Genomic DNA, 19,188 nt, shown 5'->3' on the forward strand with positions numbered 1-19,188 from the left:
CTTGTGCGGGGCTCGCACGGGGGCGTGGTGCGTTCGAGAACAACGAAGAGGCCCCCCGCGATGAACGCGGGGGGCCTCTTCTGTGCGTACCCCCGACCGGATTCGAACCGGCGCTACCGCCTTGAGAGGGCGGCGTGCTAGGCCGCTACACAACGGGGGCTTGCTCTGTACTGCGCTGGGCTACCAGGACTCGAACCTAGAACAAAGGAACCAGAAACCTTCGTGTTGCCAATTACACCATAGCCCAATGTGGTCTATACCAGACCAGTACCCCCGACCGGATTCGAACCGGCGCTACCGCCTTGAGAGGGCGGCGTGCTAGGCCGCTACACAACGGGGGCCCTAGCGATCCTGCATCAAGACGTCCGGGAGCTACCCAAATGGAGATCTTGCGGGAAGGATCTGTACCCCCGACCGGATTCGAACCGGCGCTACCGCCTTGAGAGGGCGGCGTGCTAGGCCGCTACACAACGGGGGCAAAGCACTGCGTTACTACTGCACTGCGCTGGGGTACCAGGACTCGAACCTAGAATAAGGGAACCAGAAACCCTCGTGTTGCCAATTACACTATACCCCACCGAAAGTCAACCCCTTGGGGGTTTTTCTTTCGAGTGGCGCCTCCGTCCGGCCTTTCGGCCCGCTCCGGCGGCGCAGAAAGAACATTACCGGATGCCTGACCGTGCTCCAAAACGGGTATCCGAGGCCAGCAGCTCCGGGAGCCGGGCGAGCCCGGCGATCCGGTGCACGCCGTCGGGGCCCGGCCCGCGCCCGCCGTCACGGTCGAGCCAGACCGCGGTCAGCCCGGCGTCGCGGGCTCCGCGCGCGTCGATCTCCGGCTGGTCCCCCACGTACGCCACGTCGCCCGGTGGCAGCCCGAGCGCCTCGCAGCCCGCCAGGAACGCCTCCGCCTCGGGCTTGCTGACGCCCAGTTCCACGGCGCACACGAGCACCTCGAAGCGCTCGCGCAGCCCGAGGTGGCGCAGCTTGGGGTCCTGGTTGGCGGTGGAGGAGTTGGAGAGCACCCCGTGCCGGTAGTCGGCCGCGAGGGCGTCCAGTACGGGCACCACGTCGGGAAACAGCACCCAGGCGGCCTTGTAGTGCTCGACGTACCGGTCGAACCAGTCGTCGGCCTGGACGGCGCTCATGCCGGGCTCCCCCAGGAAGTCCCGCACCCGGTCCCGGCGCTGCTCCTGGAAGCTCACCTCGCCGGCGGCGAAGCGGTCCCAGTGGCGGGTGGTGATGTCCCGCCACAGGGCGAGCGCCTGCGCGGGGGACCCGTACCGCTGCGCGATGCCCTCCTCGGCGAGCCGGCGCGCGAGGCCGGCCCTGTCCGCCCCGGTGTAGTCGAACAGGGTGTCGTCGATGTCCCACAGCACGGCACGGATCGGCATGCCTCCGACGCTACGACATCTGCGGGCTCCACCCCCGGGGTTTGCCGATGTCGATCGCCAGAACCCCGGCCGACGCCCGGAAAACAGCTCGGGGGGCGGCGGCCGGGAGGTCCGGCCGCCGCCCCCCGAGGGAGGTACGGGCTTGCTTACGCGGCGAGCTTGGCCAGGGCCGCGTCGATGCGGGACAGCGAGCGGTCCTTGCCGAGGATCTGCAGGGACTCGAAGAGCGGCAGGCCGACCGTACGGCCGGTGACGGCCACGCGGACCGGGGCCTGGGCCTTGCCGAGCTTGAGCCCGTGGGCCTCGCCGGCGGTCAGGACGGCCTGCTTGAGGGACTCGGGGTCGCTCCAGTCGGCCACGTCCAGGTTGGCGCGGGCGGTGGTCAGCAGGGCCGCGGGCTCGCCCTTCATCGCCTTGTCCCAGGACGCCTGGTCCTCGACCGGCTCCTTGCGGAACAGGAAGTCGACGTTGGCGGTGATGTCCGACAGGACGGTCACGCGGGTCTGGGCGTACGGCGCGATGGCCGCCCAGGCCTCGGCGTCGAAGTCCTCCGCCTCCCAGTTGGCGTGCGGGGCCTGCAGCCACGGGGCGCAGGCGTCCGCGAAGGCCTTCGGGTCCAGCAGCCGGATGTGGTCGGCGTTGATGGCCTCGGCCTTCTTGAGGTCGAAGCGCGCCGGGTTGGCGTTGACGTCCGGGATGTCGAACTTCGCCACCATCTCCTCGATCGAGAAGATGTCCTGGTCCTTGGAGAAGGACCAGCCGAGGAGCGAGAGGTAGTTCAGCAGGCCCTCGGGGAGGAAGCCGCGCTCGCGGTACAGGTTGAGCGAGGACTCCGGGTCGCGCTTGGAGAGCTTCTTGTTGCCCTCGCCCATGACGTACGGCAGGTGGCCGAACTCGGGGACCGCCTTGGCGACGCCCAGCTCGATCAGCGCCTTGTAGAGCGCGATCTGGCGCGGGGTGGAGGACAGCAGGTCCTCACCGCGGAGCACGTGCGTGATCTCCATCAGCGCGTCGTCGACCGGGTTGACGAGCGTGTACAGCGGCGCGCCGTTGGCCCGCAGGATGCCGAAGTCGGAGACGTTCTCCGGGGTGACGGAGATCTCGCCGCGGACCAGGTCCGTGAAGGTGATCGTCTCGTCCGGCATCCGGAAGCGGACGATCGAGGGGCGGTGCTCGCCCTGGTAGGCCTCCAGCTGCACCTGGGTCAGCTCGCGGCAGTGGCCGTCGTAGCCGGAGGGCTTGCCGGCGGCGCGGGCGGCGGCGCGGCGCGCGTCCAGCTCCTCGGTGGTGCAGTAGCAGTCATAGGCGTAGCCGCCGTCGCGCAGGCGCTGGGCGATGCCCGCGTAGATGTCCATGCGCTCGGACTGGCGGTACGGGGTGTGCGGGCCGCCCACCTCGGGGCCCTCGTCCCAGGTGAAGCCGAGCCAGCGCAGCGAGTCGAGCAGCTGGACGTACGACTCCTCGGAGTCGCGGGCCGCGTCGGTGTCCTCGATGCGGAAGACGAACGTACCGCCGTGGTGGCGGGCGAACGCCCAGTTGAAGAGAGCCGTCCGGACCAGGCCGACGTGGGGGTTGCCGGTCGGGGAGGGACAGAAACGGACGCGGACGGGTGCGTTAGCCACGCTTGATCACCTTGTTGGTGAGAGTGCCGATGCCTTCGATGGTGACGGCGACCTCGTCGCCGACGTTGAGGGGGCCGACTCCGGCCGGGGTCCCCGTGAGGATGACGTCGCCGGGGAGCAGCGTCATGGCCTCGGTGATGTGGACGATCAGGTCCTCGATGGAGCGGACCATGTCGCTGGTGCGGCCGAGCTGGCGCTGTTCGCCGTTCACGGTGCACTGGATGGTCAGGTCGCTCGGGTCGAGGTCGGTCTCGATCCACGGGCCGAGGGGGCAGGAGCTGTCGAAGCCCTTGGCCCGGGCCCACTGCTTCTCGCGCTGCTGGACGTCGCGCGCGGTGACGTCGTTGGCGCAGGTGTAGCCGAGGATCACGTCCTTGACGCGCTCCTTCGGGACCTCTCGGCACATGCGGCCGATGACCACGGCGAGCTCCGCCTCGTGGTGGAGGTCCTGGGAGAAGGAGGGGTACGTGATCGGGTCGCCCGGGCCGACCACCGAGGTGGAGGGCTTGAAGAAGGTGATCGGGACGTCCGGGACCTGGTTTCCGAGCTCTGCCGCGTGCTCCGCGTAGTTGCGGCCGATGGCCACGACCTTGTTCGGGAGCACGGGCGGCAGCAGCCGGACCTTGTTCAGCGGGACCTTCGTGCCCGAGAGCTCGAAGTCCGCGAACGGAATGCCCTTGATGATGTCGAGGACGAGCTCACCCTCGGCGCCGGGGGCAGTGCTGCCCTCGACCGCGCCGAACGCGACATTGCCGTCGATGGAGAACCTGGCGATGCGCACGTGTTGCGTCTGCCCCTCTGTATTTCCGCTGGCTGGAGTCTGCGTCCCCAGGCTAACGCGGTGGGCAGCGGCGCTTCGCGCTCCTTTTGCCGAGTGGCTTACTGCGCGGCGGCGACCGGCGCGTCCATCAGGATCGTGCGGCGCGGGTTCGCGGTCTGGGTGGGGAGCTCGACGGCGTGCTCCGGAGCCTCGGTCGCCTGCAGCTCCTCGGCGTCCTTGAGGTGCGCGAGGGTGGTGCGGCGGGGGTTGGCTATGTTGCGGAACATCGTCGTCGTCTTCACGGTGTCTCGGGCCCTCGGTTCGGTTGTGGGGTGGGGGTTGTCGGATCCGTCAACCCTGTAAAGGGCAAGGCTAAACATCCGATTCCCCGGCTCAACCGGGAAGTAATGGCCACGACTGTGTGAGTTTGCTCACCCGTGACCAGGCAATACGGGCATAACGGATGGTCATTTTTGGGCGACGAACCGGACATTACGCCACTGAATCAGCCATTCCGCTCCTGATCATCTCGACTGGGACACCCTGCCAGCCGCCGCGTTTGGATGGCGTAAGTCCGTTTCCTCCCGAAAGGCGGACCACATCGCGTAGTGCAGCCATTACAAGAAGTCACCAATCCCCCGGGCCGACACGCGCACCTTGTTGGAGATCCGCCACTGTGCTGGAATTCGCGGGACCGCCGCGGGAACAGCCGGCGCGCAGGTGGCGCGACACAGCGCCGCGCGCGGCGGCAAGGAGAGGGAGACGCGCCGGTCACCGACGACCACCATGGGGCCGAAATGCCCCACGACTCGACACCGTCCCACCGGTCGCCCGGCGGGACGCCTGGTCCAGAGGTTGCGACGCTAGTGCAGGGACGATTCAAGAGGGATGGCAGCGCTGCGGCGGAGCAGGAGCCGCGCGGCGGGACCGACCGTGGCTCCTCGCCCCAGCACGCCCAGAACCGCGGGCCGGCTGTCGAAGGCGCAGGCACCGACTCCTCCGCCACCGTGAACGCGGTGAAGGGGAAGGCACGCCTCAAGCCCCGGGGCAAGGCGAAGAGCGAAGAGCCGGCCGACAAGGACGTGGCGATACCGAAAGCCCCCAGCGGGCCCGGTTCGCGATTCGCCATGCAGAACTGGCGCATCAGCACGCGACTCGTGTCGCTGCTGACCCTGCCGGTCGTCGCCGCCACCACGCTCGGTGGCTTCCGCATCAACGACTCGCTCAACGACATCAGCCAGCTGGAGCACATGCAGCTGCTGACGACCATGACCCGGCAGGCCACCAACCTGGCCGCCATGCTCCAGGAGGAGCGGGACAGGTCGGCGGGTCCGCTGTCGGTCGACAAGTCGGGCAAGCCCAACACCCTCGTCACGGGCGTCCGCGACCAGACCGACGCCGCTGCCAAGGCCTTCGCCGCCGCGACCGACAAGGTCGACGGCGCGGAGGACAAGGACGAGACCCTCAAGTCGATCCGCAACAACATCCTGCAGATCGGCCGCCAGCTCACCGGCATCGAGGAAATCCGCAAGAACGCGTACCGCAACAGCGCCCAGCAGACGGTCACCGAGTACAACGCGCTGATCGTCTCGCTGCTCTCGCTCTCCCAGGACATGGCGCAGGCCACGTCCAGCCCGGAGATGATCAAGCGTACGCGCGCCCTGGCGGCCTTCTCCTCCGCCAAGGAGTACGCCTCGATCCAGCGCGCCGTCATCGCCGCCTCGCTGCCCGACAGCGGCCAGCCCGCCGGCACCCTCACCGAGAACGACCGCCTGTACGCCCTCGCAGCGCTCCGCGGCGAGAGCCAGGCGAAGAAGACCTTCGAACTCGTCTACCAGGGCAAGCCCGAGGAACTCCTCGCGGTGCTCGGCGACGGCAACGCGGAGATCGGCAAGGCGGACCACTACACCCGCCGCGTCCTGTCGACCCAGGGTCAGTTCGCCAAGGAGACGCAGTACCGGTCCTGGATGGACTGGTACGACGCGGACGACACCAAGATCCAGGCGATGAAGCAGATCGAGCTCACCCTGCTCGAGGACATGGAGCAGAAGGCCCGCGAGCTCAAGAACTCCTCGCAGCAGGACGCCATCATCAACGGTGCCCTGATCCTCCTCGTCCTCGGTGTCTCGCTCGTCGGTGCCTTCGTCATGGCGCGGTCGATGATCCGCTCGCTGCGCCGCCTGCAGGACACCGCGACCCGGGTCGCCCAGGACCGACTGCCCGAGCTCGTCAAGCAGCTGTCCGAGTCCGACCCGCAGGACGTGGACACGTCCGTGGAGTCGGTCGGCCTGCACACCCGCGACGAGATCGGCCAGGTGGCCGCGGCCTTCGACGACGTGCACCGCGAGGCCGTCCGCCTCGCCGCCGAGCAGGCCCTCCTCCGGGGCAACGTCAACGCGATGTTCACCAACCTCTCGCGCCGTTCGCAGGGCCTCATCCAGCGCCAGCTCTCGCTCATCTCCGAGCTGGAGTCGCGCGAGGCCGACCCGGACCAGCTGTCCTCGCTCTTCAGGCTCGACCACCTCGCGACCCGCATGCGCCGTAACGGCGAAAACCTCCTCGTCCTCGCGGGCGAGGAGCCGGGCCGCCGGTGGACCCGCCCCGTCCCGCTCGTCGACGTGCTCCGCGCCGCCGCGTCCGAGGTGGAACAGTACGAGCGCATCGAACTCTCGTCGGTGCCCGGCACCGACGTCGCCGGCCGCGTCGTCAACGACCTCGTGCACCTGCTCGCCGAGCTGCTGGAGAACGCCACCTCGTTCTCCTCCCCGCAGACCAAGGTCAAGGTCACCGGTCACGCGCTGCCCGACGGCCGCGTGCTCGTCGAGATCCACGACACCGGTATCGGCCTCTCCCCCGAGGACCTCGCCGCGATCAACGAGCGGCTCGCGTCGCCGCCGACCGTGGACGTCTCCGTCTCCCGCCGCATGGGCCTGTTCGTGGTCGGCCGCCTGTCCCTGCGACACGGCATCCGCATCCAGCTGCGCCCGTCCGACTCGGGTGGTACGACGGCCCTCGTCATGCTGCCGGTGGACGTCGCCCAGGGCGGCAAGAAGCCGGGTCCGATGCCGGGCCAGGGCGGTCCCGGTGCTCCGGGTGGTCCGGGCTCCGGCGGTCAGCAGGGCATGCCGGGTGCTTCCGCGCAGGGTTCCGTCCCGGGCGGCGGCGCACGCCAGCCCGTGGGCGCCGGCCCGCAGCGCGGCCAGGTCTCCGGCGGCCAGCGTGCCGCGCTGCCGGGACGCGACGGCGCCGCCGGTCCGCAGGGCGGTCCCGGTGCACGTCCGCAGCAGGGCGGCACCGGCGTGCGTCCGCAGGGCGGTCCGGGCATGCCGGGCGCTCCGACCGGCCAGGGCCAGGGTGCCTTCGGCGGCGGTGCCCCGCTGCCGGGCCGCGGTCCGGCCGGCGGTGCCCCGTCCCGTCCGATGCCCACGCCCACGGCCTCCGGCCAGGCCGGGTTCCCGCAGGGCAACGGCTTCGAGCGGCCGCAGGCCCCGCAGCAGCCCACGGGCCCGGTCCCCTCGGTCCAGGCGCCCGCCGCCCCGGCTCCGCGCGGCAGCCGCCCGCAGCTGCCGCCGCGCGGTGGCGCCCCCCGTCCGGAGCTTCCGGGTACGGGTCCTGCCGGGATCCCGCAGACCACCAGCTGGGGCGCCGACCCGGCGCGCAGCGGCGGTCAGGAGGTCCCGCGCGGCCACGACGAGCTCTCGGGCCCCGGTGCGACGGCCGAGTTCCCCCGTCCGGACTTCAATGCCCCGCGGCCGCCGGCCGGCAACAGCACCACCGGCCAGTTCGAGCGTCCGGAGCTGCGCGGTCCGGCGGATCCGTCCACCACGGGCCAGTTCGCCCGCCCGGACTACCCGGCCCCGCGGCCCGGCGGCCCCGGCGTCGGCGGATACGCCCAGCAGCAGCCCCAGGCCCCGCAGTTGCCGCAGGCCCCCCAGCCGGAGGCGCTGCCGCCGGCTCCGAGCACCGGCAACGAGCGCAGCCCGATCTTCGACACGCTGGAGTCGAACTGGTTCCACCAGGAGGGCCAGCAGTCCTCCGGTCAGGCGCCGGCCGTACCCCAGCAGTCCGCCCCGGCTCCGGCTCCCCAGCAGCGCCCGCAGCAGCCGCTGCCGCAGCGCGGCCAGGAGCAGGCGGCCGAGCCCGCCCAGGCGGCGAACGGCAGCTCGCCGACCGTCAGCTGGCGGTCCTCGCCGAACGACGAGCTGGGCCGGCAGGCCGAGCGCGTGCGCCAGCCCGCCGCCGGGGGCATCACCACCTCGGGGCTCCCCCGCCGAGTACCGCGGGCGAACCTCGTGGCCGGCACCGCGCAGCAGCAGGCCGAGGCACAGTCCGGCCCGCAGGTCTCGCGAGCGCCGGACGACGTCCGCGGCCGTCTGACCAACCTCCGACGGGGTATCCAGCAGGGCCGTCAGGCCAACAACGGCCCGGCGACCGGCAGTTACCACATCGACCCCACTTACCAGCAGGAGCGTTAGTTGAGTTCGATGAGCCAGGCGGCACAGAACCTGAACTGGTTGATCACCAACTTCGTGGACAACACCCCCGGGGTGTCCCACACGGTGGTGGTCTCCGCCGACGGCCTCCTTCTGGCGATGTCCGAGGGCTTTCCCCGGGACCGCGCCGATCAGCTGGCGGCCGTGGCCTCCGGTCTGACGTCGCTGACCGCAGGAGCCTCCCGCATCTTCGAGGGCGGCGCCGTCAACCAGACCGTGGTCGAGATGGACCGCGGATTCCTCTTCCTCATGTCCGTCTCGGACGGATCCTCGCTGGCCGTACTCGCACACCCCGAATGCGACATCGGCCTCGTCGGCTACGAGATGGCCCTCCTCGTGGACCGCGCCGGCAGTGTCCTCACCCCGGACCTGCGCGCGGAGCTGCAGGGAAGCCTGCTCATCTGACGCCACATCTCCCGGCCGGACGGTACTTCCGGCCGGGGGACCGGGGCAGCAGCCCCGGAACCCAGTACCACCGCCAGGCCGTCATACCGTCCCCCCACCGGCCGCCCCGTCAGACGGCACGCTGACCACTGCTGTCCAGCCCGGAGGATCAATGACCCCGCCCCCCGCCTACTCCGATTCGTACGGTGATTCGTACTCGGAAGGCGACCAGCCGCTCGTTCGCCCGTACGCGATGACCGGCGGTCGGACCCGGCCGCGCTACCAGCTCGCCATAGAGGCGCTGGTCAGCACCACGGCCGATCCGATGCACCTGTCCGGCCTGCTTCCCGAGCACCAGCGCATATGCACGCTGTGCCGCGAGGTCAAGTCGGTCGCGGAGGTCTCCGCACTGCTGTCGATGCCGCTCGGTGTCGCCCGGATCCTCGTCGCCGACCTGGCCGAGGCCGGAATGGTGGCCATCCACCAGCCGGGCAATGGAGAGGCCGGCGGCACGCCGGATGTAACGCTGCTCGAAAGGGTGCTCAGTGGACTTCGCAAGCTCTAATGGCGGAACCGCCCGTTCCACCACCTCCGCGAAGATCGTGGTGGCGGGCGGGTTCGGCGTGGGCAAAACCACGTTCGTCGGGGCCGTCTCGGAGATCAATCCGCTGCGCACGGAAGCCGTCATGACCTCCGCGTCGGCCGGCATCGACGATCTGACCCACACCGGGGACAAGACGACCACCACGGTCGCCATGGACTTCGGCCGCATCACCCTGGACCAGGACCTGATCCTGTACCTCTTCGGTACACCCGGTCAGGACCGGTTCTGGTTCATGTGGGACGACCTCGTCCGCGGCGCCATCGGTGCGATCGTGCTCGTCGACACCCGCCGACTCGCCGACTGCTTTCCGGCGGTCGACTACTTCGAGAACAGCGGGCTGCCGTTCGTCGTGGCCCTCAACGGCTTCGAGGGACACCAGCCTTACACCCCGGAGGAAGTCCGCGAGGCCCTGCAGATCGGCCCGGACGCTCCGATCATCACCACCGACGCCCGCCACCGGGCGGACGCCAAGAGCGCGCTCATCACGCTCGTCGAGCACGCCCTCATGGCCCGACTCAAGTAACACGATCCGAGTCACGCGGCTCAAGGGGCACCACTCAAGTACCACGGGTTCTTCACAACGTGAGAGGGCGGGCTGTGTCATAGGACACGGCCCGCCCTCTCGGTTCATAACGTTTCGACAGAGAATTGCCGCCAGTTGGACACAGGGTGCGGTCGCCCGGTGCCGCTGCGCGCACAAATGACTCCATTTTTGCTGGCACTCGCTCTTTATGTCCGATTTATGCGGGACATAAGTCTCTTGGAATGGCTGATTCCAACTGTTTGGAACACGGCCGTTAACCGTGCTGGAATTCAACTAACTAGCTAGTAGCACCGCCGGAAGGTTGTTGGTCGAGTGAGGCGAAGCAACTCGAGCCCCGCGGATGAACCCGCGCGCGGCAACTTCACCCCGCCGCAGCGCGCGGCCGCGTCGCCCGTCGACGTACCCGTGGACCCACCGGCGAAGAGCGGCAGCACCAGCAGGTTCGCACCCCGTAACTGGCGTGTGCCGACCAAGCTGAACGCCATCCTTCTCGTACCCGTCCTCGTCGGACTGGTCATGGGCGGGTTCCAGGTGAAGGGCTCCGTCGACAGCTGGAACGAGGCCAAGGACGCCGAGAAGACGGCCCGCATCGTCCAGGCGGCGGCCGAATACGGCCAGGCCCTCCTCAACGAGCGCGACCTGACGGCCGAACCGCTCCTTCGGGGCGACGCCAACAACGCGGGCGTCGCGAAGGCCCGGGAAGCCACGGACGCGGCCAAGGAGAGGTTCGCCCAGGCCGCCAAGGACCTCCCCTCCAACGCGAACCAGGGGCTCGAGCGCCGACTGGAGCTCTTCCGCCAGGAGGAGCCCAAGCTCGCGGCCGTCCGGCAGACGGCGTACACCGCGCAGGAGACGGACAAGAAGAACCCGCCCAGCGCGAACGGTCCCATCCCGACCGAAGAGGGGTACGTGCTGGTCCAGCACTACCTCATGACGTTCTCCAACGAACTCGGCCTGGGCACCGGCAACGTCACCAGCTACGGCCGCATGGTCTACGCGGTGGAGCTGGCCAAGGCCGCCAACTCGCTCCAGCGCTCGGTCGGCACCCACCTGCTGGTCCGGCCCAACGAGAACGAATCGGTCCGCAAGGCCCAGCTCGTCGCCTTCGCCTCGTACGCCTACCTCGAGGACATCGCCATCGGCGAGTACGTCGCGGCCGGCACCGAGGACGACGTGAACCGCCTCAAGGAGGTCATGGGCAAGAAGTCGCAGGAGGGTGCTGCCAAGCTCGCGGCCGCCAAGACGCAGGCCGAGCAGGCCGGCACCGTCTTCAAGGCTCCGCCCATCGTGAACGGCTCCGCGCTCACCGGCATGACCGAGGCGATCGCCGGCGGCGACAACAAGACCAAGCTCGCCGCGAACGGCACCACGCCCCAGGCCTGGCAGGCCGCGGCCACCGCCAAGTTCGAGGGCTACGCCGAGATCGAGAAGGACCTCCTCGCCAAGGCCGTCAACGACTCCGTCGCGGTCTCCGACGCGGCCCGCAACGACGCCATCTGGACCGGCGCCGTCGTGGTCGTGGCCCTGCTCGCCGCCTTCATCCTGGCCGCCCTGATGGCCCGCTCGATGAGCAACTCGATGCGCCGCCTGCGCTCCGCCGCCTTCGACGTCGCCGAGCAGCGCCTGCCGATGCTCGTCGACCAGCTCTCGCGCACCGACCCGGGCAAGGTCGACACCCGTGTCGCGCCGATCCCGATCAACTCCCAGGACGAGATCGGCGAGGTCGCCCGCGCCTTCGACCAGGTCCACCGGGAAGCGGTCCGGCTCGCCGCCGAGCAGGCGCTCCTGCGAGGCAACGTCAACGCGATCTTCACGAACCTCTCCATGCGCAACCAGTCGCTGATCGAGGGCCAGCTGACCCTCATCACCGACCTGGAGAACAACGAGGCCGACCCGGACCAGCTGGAGAACCTCTTCCGCCTGGACCACCTGGCCACCCGTATGCGCCGCAACGGCGAGAACCTCCTCATCCTCGCGGGTGAGGAGCCGGGCCGCCGCTGGGACCAGCCGGTCCCCCTCGTCGACGTCCTGCGCGCCGCCTCCTCCGAGGTGGAGCAGTACGAGCGCATCGAGCTCTCGGGCGTCTCCGAGGCCGAGATCCACGGCCAGGCCGTGACCGACCTCGTGCACCTGCTCGCCGAGCTCCTGGAGAACGCCACCACGTTCTCCTCCCCGCAGACCAAGGTCCGCGTCAACGCCACGCGCCTGCCCGACGGCCGCGTCATGGTCGAGATCCACGACAAGGGCATCGGCCTCACCGCCGAGGACTTCGCGGACATCAACCACAAGCTGGCCAACCCGCCGACCGTGGACGCCGCGATCTCCCAGCGCATGGGTCTGTTCGTGGTCGGCCGGCTGGCGGACCGCCACAGCATCCGGGTCCAGCTGCGCCCCTCGGGCGAGGCCGCCGGCACCACGTCGCTGGTCATGCTGCCCGACGCGATCACCCATGGTGGTGGTGGCGAGGGGATCCCGGACGACGACTTCACGGTGTCCGGGATGATCCCGCAGCAGCCGGCGCAGCAGGCGATTCCGATGCGTACGGCCGCTCCGATGCGTACGGCCGCCGAGCTCGGCTTCGACGACTCCCGCTACGACAACCAGGGCGGCGACGACCCCGGGCTCAACCCGGTCGGCCGCTCCCTGGCCCAGCAGGAGCGCAGAGCCGCGCTCGAGGCCCAGGTCTACGGGCAGGAGCAGCAGGCCGAGTACTCCGAGCAGGAGTATGCGGAACCTCAGCCTGAGCACGGGTACCAGCAGTACCAGGACTACGCGCAGCAGCCCGAGCAGGGTTACGACACCTCGTACGACTCCCAGCAGGCCCATGGGGCCCAGCAGGGCTACGAGGCGTACCCGCAGCAGGACTACGCTTATCCGGAAGCCGGTTACCAGGATCGCCAGCAGGGCGCCCAGGCGTACGACGGCGGCTACGCATCCCAGTCCCAGCAGGCCGAGTGGCCCGAGCAGAACACCTACTCCGGCGGCTACCAGCAGGGATACGGGACCGAATCGGAACCCCAGTCCGCTCCCGAACCCGCCGCGGAGCGCGTAGGCTTCGACCGTCCGGGCGCCGCTGCCGACACCGGCCACCAAGTGACCGGAGCGGGCCTGCCGCGCCGCGGCAGCCAGCAGCAGGGGCAGCCGGCGCGGAAGGAAGCGGAGTCCACCGGATCCCTCTTCGAGCAGCGGCCGCCGCGACAGCAGCAGCCCGCCGCCGCGGAGCGGGACGAGGAAGCCGGCGACGACTGGCGCTCGAACAACGACGAGCGCTGGCAGCAGGCCGCAAAACTCCGTGAGCCGAAGGCGGGCGGGGTCACCCCGTCCGGTCTCCCTCGGCGCGTACCCAAGGCCAACCTGGTCGAGGGCGCGGCGGAGACGACCCCGCAGGGCGGCCCCCAGGTCTCCCGCGCACCCGAGGACGTCCGCGGCAGGTTGAGCAACCTGCGGCGCGGTGTCCAGCAGGGACGCAGCGCGGGTTCTGAGCAGTCAAGTAACAGCTATGACCAGGAGCGTTAGTGTGAGCCCGATGAGCCAGGCGGCACAGAACCTGAACTGGTTGATCACCAACTTCGTGGACAACACCCCTGGGGTGTCCCACACGGTGGTGGTCTCCGCCGACGGCCTTCTTCTGGCGATGTCCGACGGATTCCCGCGCGACCGCGCCGATCAGCTGGCGGCCGTGGCCTCCGGTCTGACGTCGCTGACCGCAGGAGCCTCCCGCATCTTCGAGGGTGGCGCCGTCAACCAGACCGTGGTCGAGATGGACCGGGGATTCCTCTTCCTCATGTCCGTCTCGGACGGATCTTCGCTCGCGGTGCTCGCGCACCCCGAGTGCGACATCGGCCTCGTGGGCTACGAGATGGCCCTCCTTGTGGACCGAGCAGGCAGTGTCCTCACTCCGGAACTGCGTTCGGAGCTGCAGGGAAGTCTTCTCAACTAGCAAACAGGCAGTGCGTTTCGCGTCATCGCACCATAGGGTGCGGTGGCGCGGTTCCACAGGGAGTACTGCGTTCTTGGAGTCGGAGGAGGAAACGTGACAACACCCGGAGGTCATCCTTATGGCGGCGCGCAGCAGCCGCAGGGTGGGCAGCACGACCAGAACCGCTTCAACTTTCCCTCCGCTCCCAGCCGGCCCGTGCCGGAGCACAACCCGTACCAGCAGCCGTATGGCCAGCCCCAGCAGGTCCAGCCGCCTCAGCGGCCTTCGCAGCAGCCCCACCGGGGTACGCAGCCGCAGGCCCCCAAGGCCCACAACCCGCTGGTGCGCCCGTACGCGATGACCGGCGGCCGTACCCGGCCGCGCTACCAGCTCGCCATCGAGGCGCTGGTCAGTACCACGGCAGACCCCGCGCGGCTGCAAGGGCAGTTGCCCGAGCACCAGCGCATCTGCCGTCTGTGCCAGGAGATCAAATCCGTCGCGGAGATCTCGGCACTTCTCTCCATTCCTCTTGGTGTCGCCCGAATCCTCGTCGCCGACCTGGCGGAGGCGGGCCTTGTCGCCATTCACCAGCCCGGCGGCGACGAGTCTGCCGGCGGCCAGCCAGATGTGACACTGCTCGAAAGGGTGCTCAGTGGACTTCGCAAGCTCTAACGGCGGAGCGGCTCGCTCCACCACCTCCGCGAAGATCGTGGTGGCGGGCGGCTTCGGCGTGGGCAAGACCACGTTCGTCGGCGCGGTCTCCGAGATCAACCCGCTGCGCACCGAAGCCGTCATGACCTCCGCGTCGGCCGGCATCGACGATCTGACCCACACCGGGGACAAGACGACCACCACGGTCGCCATGGACTTCGGCCGCATCACCCTGGACCAGGACCTGATCCTGTACCTCTTCGGTACACCCGGTCAGGACCGGTTCTGGTTCATGTGGGACGACCTCGTCCGCGGCGCCATCGGTGCGATCGTGCTCGTCGACACCCGCCGACTCGCCGACTGCTTTCCGGCGGTCGACTACTTCGAGAACAGCGGGCTGCCGTTCGTCGTGGCCCTCAACGGCTTCGAGGGACACCAGCCTTACACCCCGGAGGAAGTCCGCGAGGCCCTGCAGATCGGCCCGGACGCTCCGATCATCACCACCGACGCCCGCCACCGCGCGGACGCCAAGAGCGCGCTCATCACGCTCGTCGAGCACGCCCTCATGGCCCGCCTGCGCTAGGCGCCACGGCTGACACGGAAGGCCCCCGCACTCCTCGGAGTGCGGGGGCCTTCCGCTTCGGGCTCCACGGCCGCGCACGACGAAGCCCCGCAGGTACGAGCAGTCGTACCTGCGGGGCTTCGTGAGGCTCTGTGGGGACTAACCCCGCCAGCTGTGCGGGGCGCGGAAGCCGGGGGTGCGCTCCAGGCGCCGCCAGCGGGCCTGGGAGCCGATGCGGTGCACCGGGCGGGCCTCCGGGGTGGCCGCGGCGCGGGCCAGCAGGATCGCGGTGATCGCGGCCAGCTCCTCGGGGGCGGCGTTGCCCTTCTCGACGCGCAGCAGGGTGTCCGTGGTCTTGCTCATCAGTGGCAGGTCTCCTTCGCTGTTACTGCGGCGGGTTGCCGTGCTTGCGGGACGGCAGATCGGCGTGCTTGCTGCGGAGCATCGCCAGGGCGCTGATCAGGGTTTCGCGGGTCTCTGCCGGGTCGATGACGTCGTCGACGAGACCGCGTTCGGCGGCGTAGTACGGGTGCATCAGCTCGGCCTTGTACTCCTTGACCATGCGCGCGCGCATCGCCTCGGGGTCTTCGGCCTCCGCGATCTGCTTGCGGAAGATGACGTTGGCGGCGCCCTCGGCGCCCATGACCGCGATCTCGTTCGTCGGCCAGGCGTACGTGATGTCCGCGCCGATGGACTGGGAGTCCATGACGATGTACGCGCCGCCGTAGGCCTTGCGCAGGATCAGCGAGATCCGCGGGACCGTGGCGTTGCAGTACGCGTACAGGAGCTTCGCGCCGTGGCGGATGATGCCGCCGTGCTCCTGGTCGACGCCCGGCAGGAAGCCGGGGACGTCCAGCAGCGTGATGATCGGGATGTTGAAGGCGTCGCACATCTGGACGAAGCGCGCGGCCTTCTCGGAGGCCTCGATGTCGAGGACGCCCGCGAGGTGGCCGGGCTGGTTCGCGACGATGCCGACGACCTGGCCGTCGAACCGGGCCAGGGCGCAGATGATGTTGCGGGCCCAGCGCTCGTGGATCTCGAGGACGTCGCCTTCGTCGACGAGCTCCTCGATCACCTTGAGCATGTCGTACGGGCGGTTGCCGTCCGCCGGGACCAGGTCCAGCAGGACGTCCGAGCGCCGGTCGGCGGGGTCGGAGGTCTCGTGGACCGGCGGGTTCTCCCGGTTGTTGGAGGGCAGCATCGAGATGAGGTAGCGCACCTCGGAGATGCAGGTCTCCTCGTCGTCGTACGCGAAGTGCGCGACGCCGGAGGTCTCGGCGTGCACGTCGGCGCCGCCGAGGCCGTTCTGGGAGATCTCCTCACCGGTGACGGCGCGGACGACGTCGGGGCCGGTGATGAACATCTGCGAGGTCTCGCGGACCATGAACACGAAGTCCGTCAGGGCCGGCGAGTACGCGGCGCCGCCGGCGCACGGGCCCAGCATGACCGAGATCTGCGGGATGACACCCGAGGCCTTGGTGTTGCGCTGGAAGATGCCGCCGTAGCCGGCGAGCGCGGAGACGCCCTCTTGGATACGGGCGCCGGCGCCGTCGTTCAGGGAGACCAGCGGGGCACCGGCCGCGATGGCCATGTCCATGATCTTGTGGATCTTCGTGGCGTGGGCCTCGCCCAGGGCGCCGCCGAAGATGCGGAAGTCGTGCGCGTAGACGAAGACCGTGCGGCCCTCGACCGTGCCCCAGCCGGTGATGACACCGTCGGTGTACGGCTTCTTGCTCTCGAGGCCGAAGCCGGTCGCCCGGTGGCGGCGCAGCTGTTCGACCTCCTTGAAGGAACCCTCGTCGAGCAGCAGCGCGATGCGCTCGCGCGCGGTCAGCTTGCCCTTGGCGTGCTGCGCCTCGGTCGCCCGGTCACTGGGTCCACGCCGCGCCTGCTCGCGCAGGGAGTGCAGCTCGGCCACGCGCCCGCGGGCGTCCGTCGGCTCGCTCGGAGTCTGGTCCACAACGGTCATGTATCGACCTTACGAAGCGGTCGAAGAAAAACCTCCGTTGGTTCCACACAGTCTCGGGTGTGTTCCGCTGTCCGGCCCGGACAGAACCGCCACGTGATGTGCGGACAGCACCAGGCAGGGCCGCCCTCCTTTGTGGAGTGTCCACAAAACGGCGTGACACACCCCCAGGATGTTGAAATTTGAACGGAATAGGTCTAGCGTCGTTCTCGTTGAAAGTTCAACCAACACCGAGCAGGGCACGCCCCAAGGAGCAGATCATGGGTCTCTTCACCCGCCGCAGCACCGACACCGCCACCGCCGTCGCCACCCTCGAGGTGGACCCGGCCCTGGCCGCCCTCACCGGCGACTACGTCATCGACGCCGCCCACAGCAGCATCGGCTTCACCGTCCGCCACGCGATGGTGACCAACGTGCGCGGCAGCTTCACCGACTACGCCGGCACCCTGCAGCTGGACGGCAGCGACCCGGCCCGCTCCGCCGCCTCCCTCGAGGTGAAGGTCGCCTCCGTGGACACCGGCATCGCCGACCGCGACGGCCACCTGCGCAGCGGGGACTTCTTCGACACCGAGGCCTTCCCGCTGATGACCTTCCGCTCCACCAAGGCGGCCCAGCTCGGCGGCGACAAGTACCGCATCACCGGCGAGCTGACGATCAAGGACGTGACCCGCCCGCTCTCCATCGACCTGGAGTTCAACGGCTCGGCCACCGACGTCTACGGCAACGAGCGCGTCGGCTTCGAGGGCTCCGCCGAGATCCTGCGCTCCGACTGGGGCCTGACCTGGAACGCCGCGCTGGAGGCCGGCGGCGTCATGGTCAGCGACAAGGTGAAGCTGACCTTCGACATCTCGGCCATCAAGCAGGCCTGACCCGCCTGACGGCGCCGGGACCGGGACCGGGGGCGGCCCTAGAAGCCGCCCCCACCGTCGAAGCCGCCGCCGCCGTCGAACCCACCGCCGCCGCCGAAGTCCCCTCCCCCGAAGTCGGAGGGGTTGAAGTCGGCGCCGGAGTAGTCCCCGCCGTCGTAGCCGCCCATGTCGGAGGCGTAGGCGGGGCTCGACATCATCGAGCCGAGCAGCGTGCCCACGAGCAGGCCGGGCAGGATGCCGCCGCCGAAGTATCCGCCCGCCCAGGGGCCGTACGCCGGGCCCGCGTCGTAGTACGGGCGCGGCCCGTACGCGGTGTCGACCGTGCGGACCATCGGGTCCTTGCCCTCGCGCAGGCGGACGGCGTCCGCCGCGCACACGGGGACGGTACGCGCCGCCCCGCCGGCCGGCGCCCAGCCGGCATCCTCCGTACTCGGCCCGTGCCGCGGGTCGAAGAAGCAGGGCGAACGGCGCTCGGGCAGCGGCCTGCCCTGCCGGCGGGCATCGAGGCTCGCCAGCGCGAACCGGCCGTCCTCCAGGGCCTGGGTGACTCCCCTGACCTCGTCGGGGTGCTGGACCGAGGCCATGATGTCCTTGGCCTTCTCGTACGAGTCGAGGCCCTTCTCGTAGTCCGCCCGCATGGCGTCGTCCGCGCCGGGCTCACCGGGGTGGAAGTCCAGCCGGTCGAGCTCCTCGCCGAACGCGGTGATGTCCTCGTCGACGACCACGCGCAGCTTCTCGATGGCCTCGCGCTCCGCCTCTTCCTTCTTCTTGCGGCCCCGGCGCACCAGCGCGTACGCACCGCCGCCGCCGATCGCGACCACCGCGCCGAGCGTGATCAGCCCGCCGACCGGGACCCCGGCGCCGCTGCCGGAGTCGCCCCAGGAGGCCGGGGCGCCGCCCTTGGCCTGGGCCAGGGCCTGGTCCACGAAGTTGTTCAGCTGCGTGCCCGCGTCCACGGGCCCGCCGGCCTTCACGGCATCGGTCAGGTTGCGGACGGCGTTGGTGGGCATGACGGCCCGGTCGGCGCCCGCGTTGAAGCCGTCGCCGAGCCGGATCGCGTAGAGCCCGGTGATGCCGGTTTCGGCGCGGACCGTGCGCAGCACGCTGTCGGCGGGGAACTCCGCGTTCGCCGGCAGCACGGCGACGAACACCGGCTTCCCGGCATCCTTGATCTTCTTCGCCAGCGCGTCCGCCTGGGCCTTCGGCAGCTGCGCCTCGGCGCGGGGGTCCACGTAGACCGGGCCCTGCTTGAGGGCCTCCGCCACGGCAGCGGGTCCGGTGGCCGCCGATGCCTGCGGGGCGGCCACGAGGGCGCTCGCGGACAGGGCCAGCAGCAGACCGGCCAGCAGTCGACCGGGACGTACGGATATCAGCCTGGTCCTCATGTCCCCGACGCTACCGGAACCGCCACTTTCCTGTGTGA

16 protein-coding genes and 5 tRNA genes are annotated in these 19,188 nt (G+C 69.8%); 9 read left to right on the top strand and 12 right to left on the bottom strand.

Translation table 11 applies throughout. From position 1 onward, the window contains the following. Positions 1 to 87: 87 nt before the first annotated feature. The 9 genes from OG299_RS12730 to OG299_RS12770 form a co-directional block, all read right to left on the bottom strand. A tRNA-Glu gene (locus tag OG299_RS12730) sits at positions 88 to 160 on the bottom strand. Positions 161 to 175: 15 nt separating this feature from the next. Beyond that, positions 176 to 247: transfer RNA gene (locus OG299_RS12735), tRNA-Gln, on the bottom strand. 21 nt (positions 248 to 268) lie between these two features. After that, a tRNA-Glu gene (locus OG299_RS12740) sits at positions 269 to 341 on the bottom strand. Positions 342 to 405: 64 nt separating this feature from the next. Beyond that, positions 406 to 478: transfer RNA gene (locus OG299_RS12745), tRNA-Glu, on the bottom strand. 27 nt (positions 479 to 505) lie between these two features. After that, positions 506 to 577 (bottom strand) — tRNA-Gln (locus tag OG299_RS12750). A gap of 85 nt (positions 578 to 662) precedes the next feature. Further along, positions 663 to 1,391, bottom strand: coding sequence for an HAD family hydrolase (locus OG299_RS12755; protein ID WP_327361552.1), 729 nt, complete (start codon positions 1,389 to 1,391; stop codon positions 663 to 665). Positions 1,392 to 1,537: 146 nt separating this feature from the next. Beyond that, positions 1,538 to 3,013 (bottom strand): glutamate--tRNA ligase, encoded by a 1,476-nt coding sequence (gene gltX / locus OG299_RS12760; RefSeq protein WP_266625073.1) that lies wholly within the window; start codon positions 3,011 to 3,013, stop codon positions 1,538 to 1,540. Then, positions 3,006 to 3,794, bottom strand: coding sequence for a fumarylacetoacetate hydrolase family protein (locus tag OG299_RS12765; protein WP_266625075.1), 789 nt, complete (start codon positions 3,792 to 3,794; stop codon positions 3,006 to 3,008). The genes gltX and OG299_RS12765 overlap by 8 nt, the downstream gene beginning before the upstream one ends. A gap of 98 nt (positions 3,795 to 3,892) precedes the next feature. Then, positions 3,893 to 4,075 carry a hypothetical protein gene (locus OG299_RS12770; RefSeq protein WP_266625077.1) on the bottom strand — a complete coding sequence of 61 codons (183 nt, stop codon included), beginning with the start codon at positions 4,073 to 4,075 and terminating at the stop codon, positions 3,893 to 3,895. Between the two features lie 564 nt (positions 4,076 to 4,639). Between OG299_RS12770 and OG299_RS12775 the strand changes: the two genes are divergently transcribed. From OG299_RS12775 to OG299_RS12810, 8 genes are all read left to right on the top strand, one after another. Further along, positions 4,640 to 8,248, top strand: a complete 3,609-nt coding sequence (locus OG299_RS12775; protein WP_327361553.1) for a nitrate- and nitrite sensing domain-containing protein — start codon at positions 4,640 to 4,642, stop codon at positions 8,246 to 8,248. A gap of 9 nt (positions 8,249 to 8,257) precedes the next feature. Beyond that, positions 8,258 to 8,671 (top strand): roadblock/LC7 domain-containing protein, encoded by a 414-nt coding sequence (locus OG299_RS12780; protein ID WP_008739864.1) that lies wholly within the window; start codon positions 8,258 to 8,260, stop codon positions 8,669 to 8,671. 151 nt (positions 8,672 to 8,822) lie between these two features. Beyond that, positions 8,823 to 9,215, top strand: coding sequence for a DUF742 domain-containing protein (locus tag OG299_RS12785; RefSeq protein WP_030859942.1), 393 nt, complete (start codon positions 8,823 to 8,825; stop codon positions 9,213 to 9,215). Next, positions 9,196 to 9,777: a GTP-binding protein gene (locus OG299_RS12790; protein WP_048475966.1), complete on the top strand. Its 582-nt coding sequence runs from the start codon at positions 9,196 to 9,198 to the stop codon at positions 9,775 to 9,777. Before OG299_RS12785 ends, OG299_RS12790 begins: the two co-directional genes overlap by 20 nt. A gap of 333 nt (positions 9,778 to 10,110) precedes the next feature. Then, a complete protein-coding gene (locus OG299_RS12795) occupies positions 10,111 to 13,314 on the top strand; it encodes a sensor histidine kinase (protein WP_327361555.1) in 3,204 nt (1,067 codons plus the stop codon). Between the two features lie 10 nt (positions 13,315 to 13,324). Then, positions 13,325 to 13,738: a roadblock/LC7 domain-containing protein gene (locus OG299_RS12800; protein ID WP_008739857.1), complete on the top strand. Its 414-nt coding sequence runs from the start codon at positions 13,325 to 13,327 to the stop codon at positions 13,736 to 13,738. A gap of 93 nt (positions 13,739 to 13,831) precedes the next feature. Continuing rightward, entirely contained in the window at positions 13,832 to 14,389 is a 558-nt protein-coding gene (locus OG299_RS12805) for a DUF742 domain-containing protein (RefSeq protein ID WP_327361556.1), read from the top strand. Further along, positions 14,370 to 14,951: a GTP-binding protein gene (locus OG299_RS12810; RefSeq protein ID WP_266625089.1), complete on the top strand. Its 582-nt coding sequence runs from the start codon at positions 14,370 to 14,372 to the stop codon at positions 14,949 to 14,951. The genes OG299_RS12805 and OG299_RS12810 overlap by 20 nt, the downstream gene beginning before the upstream one ends. 138 nt (positions 14,952 to 15,089) lie before the next feature. On the opposite strand, the gene OG299_RS12815 is transcribed toward OG299_RS12810, so the two are convergent. Further along, the gene (locus OG299_RS12815; RefSeq protein ID WP_266625091.1) at positions 15,090 to 15,293 is read right to left on the bottom strand and encodes an acyl-CoA carboxylase subunit epsilon; all 204 of its coding nucleotides are present in this window, start codon (positions 15,291 to 15,293) and stop codon (positions 15,090 to 15,092) included. 22 nt (positions 15,294 to 15,315) lie between these two features. Further along, positions 15,316 to 16,899, bottom strand: coding sequence for an acyl-CoA carboxylase subunit beta (locus tag OG299_RS12820; protein WP_266625092.1), 1,584 nt, complete (start codon positions 16,897 to 16,899; stop codon positions 15,316 to 15,318). Between the two features lie 257 nt (positions 16,900 to 17,156). Here OG299_RS12820 and OG299_RS12825 point away from each other — a divergent pair, with 257 nt between their 5' ends. Further along, positions 17,157 to 17,765 carry a YceI family protein gene (locus OG299_RS12825; protein WP_266625093.1) on the top strand — a complete coding sequence of 203 codons (609 nt, stop codon included), beginning with the start codon at positions 17,157 to 17,159 and terminating at the stop codon, positions 17,763 to 17,765. Between the two features lie 38 nt (positions 17,766 to 17,803). On the opposite strand, the gene OG299_RS12830 is transcribed toward OG299_RS12825, so the two are convergent. Then, positions 17,804 to 19,150, bottom strand: coding sequence for a hypothetical protein (locus OG299_RS12830; RefSeq protein ID WP_327361557.1), 1,347 nt, complete (start codon positions 19,148 to 19,150; stop codon positions 17,804 to 17,806). Positions 19,151 to 19,188 lie beyond the last annotated feature (38 nt).

The sequence above is a fragment of the Streptomyces sp. NBC_01296 genome (genome assembly GCF_035984415.1).
Lineage (GTDB): Bacteria > Actinomycetota > Actinomycetes > Streptomycetales > Streptomycetaceae > Streptomyces.

What these genes read in the sequence shown, in the direction of transcription:
- OG299_RS12755 (WP_327361552.1), bottom strand. Translation starts at nt 1,391, where the DNA reads ATGCCGATCCGTGCCGTGCTGTGGGACATCGACGACACCCTGTTCGAC.
- OG299_RS12780 (WP_008739864.1), top strand. Translation starts at nt 8,258, where the DNA reads ATGAGCCAGGCGGCACAGAACCTGAACTGGTTGATCACCAACTTCGTG.
- OG299_RS12785 (WP_030859942.1), top strand. Translation starts at nt 8,823, where the DNA reads ATGACCCCGCCCCCCGCCTACTCCGATTCGTACGGTGATTCGTACTCG.
- OG299_RS12800 (WP_008739857.1), top strand. Translation starts at nt 13,325, where the DNA reads ATGAGCCAGGCGGCACAGAACCTGAACTGGTTGATCACCAACTTCGTG.
- OG299_RS12815 (WP_266625091.1), bottom strand. Translation starts at nt 15,293, where the DNA reads ATGAGCAAGACCACGGACACCCTGCTGCGCGTCGAGAAGGGCAACGCC.
- OG299_RS12820 (WP_266625092.1), bottom strand. Translation starts at nt 16,899, where the DNA reads ATGACCGTTGTGGACCAGACTCCGAGCGAGCCGACGGACGCCCGCGGG.
- OG299_RS12825 (WP_266625093.1), top strand. Translation starts at nt 17,157, where the DNA reads ATGGGTCTCTTCACCCGCCGCAGCACCGACACCGCCACCGCCGTCGCC.
- OG299_RS12830 (WP_327361557.1), bottom strand. Translation starts at nt 19,150, where the DNA reads ATGAGGACCAGGCTGATATCCGTACGTCCCGGTCGACTGCTGGCCGGT.